Source organism: Nocardiopsis sp. CNT312, assembly GCF_000515115.1.
Classification (GTDB): Bacteria; Actinomycetota; Actinomycetes; order Streptosporangiales; family Streptosporangiaceae; genus Nocardiopsis.
This window is the reverse complement of sequence record NZ_KI911536.1, coordinates 152,283-159,271: the sequence shown is the minus strand read 5'-3', so window position 1 is coordinate 159,271 and position 6,989 is coordinate 152,283. Positions and strand designations below refer to the sequence as shown.

4 protein-coding genes and 1 pseudogene are annotated in these 6,989 nt (G+C 71.6%); all 5 read left to right on the top strand.

The features are described from left to right. Positions 1–874, top strand: a pseudogene (locus tag B042_RS26695) (hypothetical protein); the annotation flags it as partial. After that, positions 774–1,106, top strand: coding sequence for a YbaB/EbfC family nucleoid-associated protein (locus B042_RS0117695; protein ID WP_231494141.1), 333 nt, complete (start codon positions 774–776; stop codon positions 1,104–1,106). The pseudogene B042_RS26695 and the gene B042_RS0117695, both read left to right, overlap by 101 nt. A 37-nt stretch (positions 1,107–1,143) precedes the next feature. Next, positions 1,144–1,527, top strand: coding sequence for a hypothetical protein (locus tag B042_RS0117690; RefSeq protein ID WP_028649440.1), 384 nt, complete (start codon positions 1,144–1,146; stop codon positions 1,525–1,527). 49 nt (positions 1,528–1,576) lie between these two features. Further along, on the top strand, positions 1,577–3,289 hold the full coding sequence (locus B042_RS0117685; protein ID WP_028649439.1) for a hypothetical protein: 1,713 nt from the start codon (positions 1,577–1,579) through the stop codon (positions 3,287–3,289). Positions 3,290–3,386: 97 nt separating this feature from the next. Further along, the gene (locus B042_RS0117680) at positions 3,387–6,704 is read left to right on the top strand and encodes a right-handed parallel beta-helix repeat-containing protein (RefSeq protein ID WP_028649438.1); all 3,318 of its coding nucleotides are present in this window, start codon (positions 3,387–3,389) and stop codon (positions 6,702–6,704) included. Positions 6,705–6,989 lie beyond the last annotated feature (285 nt).

The following is a 6,989-nucleotide window of genomic DNA, read 5'->3' as shown; positions in this document are numbered from 1 at the left end:
GGACGCCGACACCGGCATCCCCTACAACCCCGACACCGGCCTGCCCATCACCTACGACCCCGACACCGGCCAAGTCCTCCCCATCGACCCCGTCAGCGGAGAACCCTTCACCCCAGAGGAGTGGGCGGGGTTCGAGGACCTCGGCGAGGTGGTGGACGTACCGGGGCTGCCCACCGACTTCAGTACCGGCGGCGGGACGGACGTACCGGGGCTACCCACCGACTTCGATACCGGCGGCGGGACGGAACTCCCCCTCAACCCGGTCACTGGGGAACCCTACGTGGTCGACCCCGTCACCGGCCTGCCCTACCCGGTCGACCCCGTCACTGGCGAGCCCCTCACCGACGGGTTCGCGGCCACCGCAGGCAGCGATCAGATCTCACAGCCGGGGGGCTCCGACCCCTTCGGCCTCAACTACGGCGGCGCGAACGCGCTCAGCACCGACGGATCGGTGCAGGGCCAGGACCAGGCGGGTGGGGGCACCGGAGGCCTCGGCGCGGCGGGCACCAACTCCGCCCTCGGTGGTTCCCCCGGGATGGGGATGATGCCGCCCATGATGCCGCCCATGGGCGGTATGGGAGGCCAGGGCGGTCAGGACCGGGAGCGCCAGCGCTCCACCTGGCTCTCCGAGGACGAACGTGTCTGGGGAACGGCCGCCGAACAGCGAACGGTACTGGGACGGCCCTCACCCGGAGGGCCCAAGAAGGGAGCAACGCATGGACCCCTGGAACATGGAGTCGACGGAACACGAACTGGCACAGCTTCACAAGACGCTGGCGGAAGTCGATCGCGCAAACGCAAACCTGGAATCGGCAACCGAGGAGGTCGTGGCAAAGAACAGGCTGGTGGGGGCGAAGGTCAACGGGAAGGGTGAACTCGTTGAGCTGAAGTTCCACAACCAGAACTACCGCGACATGGCCCCAGCCGAACTGGCCGACGCCATCGTGGACGTGATCAACCAGGCCCGGGACAGGATGTCCGACCGTGTCGCCGAACTGTACAAGCCCCTCATGCCCGAGGGGCTGGACGCGCACCAGGCGATGAAGGGCGACTTCGACACCCGGGCCATGTTCGAGCGCATGGGCCTCCCCCTGCCCCCGCAGTAGCACCCCCACACCGCCACGAGTGAAGGGACCTCCACCAGTGAGTAGCGAACACCTCTCCGCCCTGCCCGAGGGCATGACCCGCGACAGCGCCTGGATCTACGAGGCCGCCGAGTTCACCGCCAAAATCCAGGAGGAGCACAGGCAGGCCATGAGGGCCAGGGAGACCCAGGGCGCGCCCTGGGGCGACGTGAACCTCGAGGGCGACAGCTTCGCCAAGGACTACGACAAGGTCTTCCCCGACCTGGAGGAGGCGTTCAGCCTCTATCTGTCCTACCTGGCCCAGGTCACCGAGCAGGCCGCGGACCGACTCTGGGAGACGGGGCGGAACCTGGACACCACCGAGGACGAGAACGTGCATGTCGCCGACAGCGGTTCCCCGGACGCCAACCGTGGAGCGGACGGTTCGGGCGGACGCCGGTGACCCCCGCCATCCTCGCGGCCCGTGCGCCGCGTCCCCGAAAGGACCCGTGATGAGCTCTGCCCCCCGCTCCTCGGAGGAGCCGCCCCGGCAGGCCTCGGCCGCCGAGTTCGCGTCCGCCCTCTCCGGCGCACCGACCCCCGGAGAGACCGCCCCGCCGACCGCCGTGCCGGATACCGCGAGGTCGGTCCCGAGCGCGGACGCCCTCCCCGAGGCACCCCCCGGGGAGGGCCGGTCGGCCCCTCCCCGCACCGACCTGGGCTCCGTCGTCACTTCGGAAGGGGAGCCCGCCCCGGTCGAACCCGCTCTGGACCGGCCGGGCAAGCCGCTGCTGGCCGGGGCGGCCATCGGCGGGCTGCTCCTAGTCGTCGCCCCGTTCGCCTTCTCCGCAGGAACGCAGGATCTTTCCCTGCAGTCGGTCCCCCTGTCGCAGGGAGGCCTCATGGGCGGGGGCGCGGCTCAGGGCGCGGCTCTGGACGGAACATCCGGAGACACCTCCGCCGAGCTCAACCCGGACGGCCAGGCGCCGGAAGCGGCGGGTGAGGGTACCGAAACCGGCGGCGGGCAGGCCGGAGGCGACACCTCGCCGGGGAGCGCCCCGGGCGAGGACGGAGGGGACTCCTCAGCGGAGGCCGCCGAACTTCCGGGGGCCGACGACCCCGGCTACGTCCCCGAACCGCTCTCCCGCGACACCGACTTCGCGGGGCCGGAGCTCCCCGAGGGCTTCGGTACGGCGGAGGACAGCGGGGGCGCGGCCGTCGAGGAGCCGCAGAGCGGGGCCGACGACACACCGGCCGCGGACCCGGAACCCGAGGGCACGGGCGAGCAGTCCGAGCCTGGCGGGGACCCTGCGCCCCCCGCGGCGGAAGACGGTACGGAGGAACCGGCCACTGAGGAGGAGCCGGCCCAGGAGCCCGGCGGGGAGGGCACGGACCCGGCCGGCGCCGACGGAGGCGTCACCGCCGAGCCGCAGGAGGAGGCCGACACCGAGGGGGCCGCCGAGGACACGGCCTCCGGTACGGAGCCCGCAGCCGCCTCGGCTCCAGAGGAGGAGACCGCAGAGCAGGACACGGCCGGCCAAGACGCGGAGCAGGAACCGGCCGACACCACGCCCCAGCAGGAGGGGGCGGCCGACGCGTCCCAGGCCGCGCCCGGCACCGACGGGGGCGGCGGGTCCATCCTGGAGGACGCCGTGGAGTCGAACGGAGAGGCCGCCACCGCTGCCGCCGCGGCTCCGGAGCCGTTCTCCGCCCTCACCGGCCCCGGCTGCCTGCCCGCCGAGGGCACCGCCTACGGCCGGTCGGGCCGCTGGGACAGCGCCGAGGGCACCGCCAGTTGGGCCACCCGCCCCGGCGGGTACGCGCTGGAGGGCTGCGACGGCTCCTACGAGGCGATCCCGGTGTCGGGGAGCGCAGGCGAGCACGACCAGTGGCAGTACGCGTACTGGTCGTTCTCCCCCGGCTACCCGGACGCGACCTGTGAGATCTACGTGCACGTCCCCGACGACGAGAGCCCGCTGTGGCTCGCCGAGTCCGAGGCGTTCTACGAGATCTACTCCGGTCCGCTGCCCGAGGGCGATCCGATCGCCTACTTCGGGTTGACGCAATCGGAACTGCGCGGCATGTGGGTGCAGGTCACCGGGTTCACCTCACCGACGGAGGAGTTCACCGTCCAGCTCACCAACACCGGCGCGGACGCCTTCGCCGACCAGGAGCACACGCGGTCGCACGTGGCCGCCTCCGTGGTGCGCACCACCTGCTCCTGACCCGCGCCAGCACGGGGCGGGGCCGTTCCGCGGCCCCGCCCGACGCCCCCCGCCGGTCCGTCCCTGCGGACCGGCAGTCGAGAACGGAAAGTCACCGATGGCCAGGCAACTGCTCACCGTCGCCCCCGGGGAACCGGACGCCCACAGGACGATCGCCGACGCGGTGGAGGAGGCCTCCAGCGGCGCGCTCATCACCATCGCCCCCGGCCGGTACACCGAGAGCCTCATCCTGCTCAAGGTGGTCACTCTGGTGGCGCGCGACGGACGGGGCAGTGTGGAGATCCTCTCTGGCTCCAAGAGCGTGGTGGCCTCCGCCGCTGAGGCGGTCAAGCTCTCCGGCATCATCCTGCGCGGCCGCGACAAGGACGCACCGGTCGTGGACATCCCCGCCGGGCAGGTGGAGATGGCCGACTGCGAGGTGGACGGCGCGGCGTGGACCGCGGTGTCGGTGCGGGGCACCGGCGCGCTGGCCATGCGCGAGAGCCGGGTGACCTGCTCGGAGGGTGCGGGGGTGGTCGTCACCTCCGAGGGGGCGAGTGTCATCGAGGACTGCGTGATCGAGGAGGTCGGCACCAGTGCGCTCGTCATCGGTGAGCAGGGCCGCCCCACGGTCCGCTCGTGCACCCTGCGCGGCGCGGGCGGCAACGGCGTCTTCGCGAGCGGGCAGGCCGCCGGACTCATCGAGGACTGCGACGTCTCCGACGCCAAGAAGCCCGCGATCGCCCTGGAGGGTGACGCGGCCACGAGCCTGCGCGGCACCCGCGTGCACCACACCGACGGCGACGGCCTGACGGTCTCCAGCCGAGCCCGTCCGGTGGTCGAGGACTGCGTGTTCGAGGACGTGGGGGGCCGCGGCGTAGCCGTGCACAGTGGATCCGACCCGCAGATGTACCGCGTCACCGTGGCCCGCCCGGAGGGGGTCGGGATCGACCTGTACGGCAAGGCGCGGGGCCAGTTCACCGAGTGCGAGGTGGCCGAGGCCAAGGGCACCTCGGTGCGCGGCGGGGACGGGGCGGCCACCACATTCATCGGCCTCACCGTACGCGGTGGCACCGGGGTACGGCTGAGCGGCGGGAGCACGGCCGAGTTCGACCGGGGTCTGGTCACCGGGAGCGCGGGGCCGGGCGTGGTCGTGGAGGACTGTGCGCCCTTCCTGCGCGGCGTGGCCGTCACCGACACCAAGGGGCAGGGGGTGGAGTTCGTCGGCGAGGGCCACGGGCGCCTGGAGGACGTGACTCTGGAGCGGACCGGCAAGGCGGCCGTGGCCGTGACCGGCACCTCGCGTCCGGCACTCAGCGGGCTGCAGATCCGGGAGAGCCGGGACACCGGCGTCACCGTGGGGCCAGGGGCCAAGGCCGAGCTGCGCGACTGCGACATCTCGGCATGCGCTGGTGACGGGGTGTCCGTCCAGAACGGCGGCGAGGCGTCAGTGCTGCGTGCCCGGATCTACGACGGGCGGCGCAACGGCGTGCTGGTCGCCGCGGGAGCGACCGCCTCGCTGCGCCGGTGCGAGGTCTTCGGCAACCGCGGGGACGGCGTCCTGGTCCACTCCCGGGAGGACGTCCTGCTGGAGGACTGCTCAGTACGCGACAACGCGCGTTCGGGGCTGCGCCAGACCGTGCAGAGCGAGCGGGTGCGCGCCGAGGAGCTGCTGAGCCACGGCAACGGCGCCCCGGACGCCTACGGGGACGAGGCGGGCACCCCGCTTCCCGAGTCGGTGAATGGCCCCGCCGAGGACTCCGGTGACAGCGAGGCCTCCGACTCGACGGGGCCGATGGCGGACCTGGAGGCGCTGGTCGGGCTCGGCAACGTCAAACACGAGGTCAAGACGCTCGTCAAGCGCAACCAGATGGCCAAGCGGCGGGCCGAGATGGGTCTGCCCACCCCGCCCATGAGCCGTCACCTGGTGTTCGGCGGCGCCCCCGGTACCGGCAAGACCACGGTGGCACGGCTGTACGGGCAGATCCTCGCCGAACTGGACGTGCTGCGCTACGGACACGTGGTGGAGGTGGCGCGCGCCGACCTGGTGTCGCAGTACGTGGGCGGGACGGCCATCAAGACCACCGAGGTGTTCGAGCAGGCCAAGGGCGGCGTGCTGTTCGTCGACGAGGCCTACACGCTCTCCACCGGCAAGGGCGGCGGCGGAGGCCCCGACTTCGGCAAGGAGGCCATCGACACGCTGGTCAAGCTGATGGAGGACCACCGCGACGAGGTCGTCGTCATCGTCGCCGGCTACACCGCCGACATGGCGGAGTTCCTGTCCGCCAACCCCGGCCTGGCCTCCCGGTTCAGCAAGACCATCGAGTTCGAGAACTACAGCGTGGACGAGCTGGTGGAGATCGTCCGCCGCCTGTGCGGTGCCAACAGCTACACGATGGACGAGGCCACCGTGGAGGTGCTGCGCTCCCACTTCGAGCAGGTGCCCAAGGGTCCAGCGTTCGGCAACGGCCGCGAGGCGCGCAAGATCTTCGAGTCGATGGTCGACCGGCAGGCCTTCCGGCTGGGCGGCGACGGCCTCGACGACCCCGCCGCGATGGCCCGCCTGATGCCCGCCGACCTGGGCCCGGAGATCGAGAGGGCGGCCGAGCCCTCCTCCCCCGCCGACGACGTCGCCGAGCTCCGAGAGGAGCTGAACGCGATGATCGGTCTGCGCGAGGTCAAGGAGACGGTGAACGACCTGGCCAACCTGCTGGTGATGTCCGAGCGGCGCCGGGCCATGGGCCTTCCGGTGGCACCGATGAGCCACCACCTGGTGTTCGCCGGTCCCCCCGGTACCGGCAAGACCACGGTGGCGCGGCTGTACGGGCGGCTCCTGCACGCGCTGGGTGTGCTGCCGGGCGGGCAGGTCGTGGAGGCGGCCCGCGGCGACCTCGTGGGCCGCTACGTGGGGCACACCGCCCAGTTGACCATGGAGGTGTTCGAGCGGGCCCGGGGCGGTGTGCTGTTCGTCGACGAGGCCTACGCTCTGGCGCCCAAGAACTCCAGCGGTTCGGACTTCGGCCAGGAGGCGATCGACACTCTGGTCAAGCTGATGGAGGACCACCGCGACGAGGTCGTCGTCATCGTCGCCGGCTACACCCGGGAGATGCAGCGCTTCCTGGACTCCAACCCGGGTCTGGCCTCGCGGTTCAACCACCGGGTGGAGTTCCCCGACTACTCCGACGCCGAGCTGGTCACGATCGTGGAGCGCATGGCGGACGGCTCGGGCTACACGTGCGGGCCCGACACCTCGGCGGCGCTCGCCGCGCACTTCGCCTCGGTGCCGCGCGACGCCAACTTCGGCAACGCCCGCTACGCGCGCCAGGTGCTGGAGCGGATGATCACCCGGCAGGCGGGGCGGCTCGTGGACTTCGGAGCGGCGGAGATGGAGGACTTCACGACGCTGCTGCCCGAGGACCTGGAACCCGTGCGCTAGGGAGGGGCGGGGCGGGCCTTCCCGGACCGCCCCGTGCACCGCCGGTGGCCGATCGCGGCCACCGGCCGCTTCCGGGTGGTCGTGCCGGGGGTCCGAGGGACGAAGGCCCCCATCGCGAAACGGAGCCCGAAGGGGCATTTCTCCATCACATACCACCAGAAGGAATCTATTCATGGAATAGAAGCGACATTCTTCCTTCAAGGGAATATCTTCACCGAACGCGCGATCACCGTCCTATTGCAATCGATCTAGATATCGATTTTCCCGCAAATAAGGTCACACCTT

What these genes read in the sequence shown, in the direction of transcription:
- B042_RS0117680 (WP_028649438.1), top strand. Translation starts at nt 3,387, where the DNA reads ATGGCCAGGCAACTGCTCACCGTCGCCCCCGGGGAACCGGACGCCCAC.
- B042_RS0117685 (WP_028649439.1), top strand. Translation starts at nt 1,577, where the DNA reads ATGAGCTCTGCCCCCCGCTCCTCGGAGGAGCCGCCCCGGCAGGCCTCG.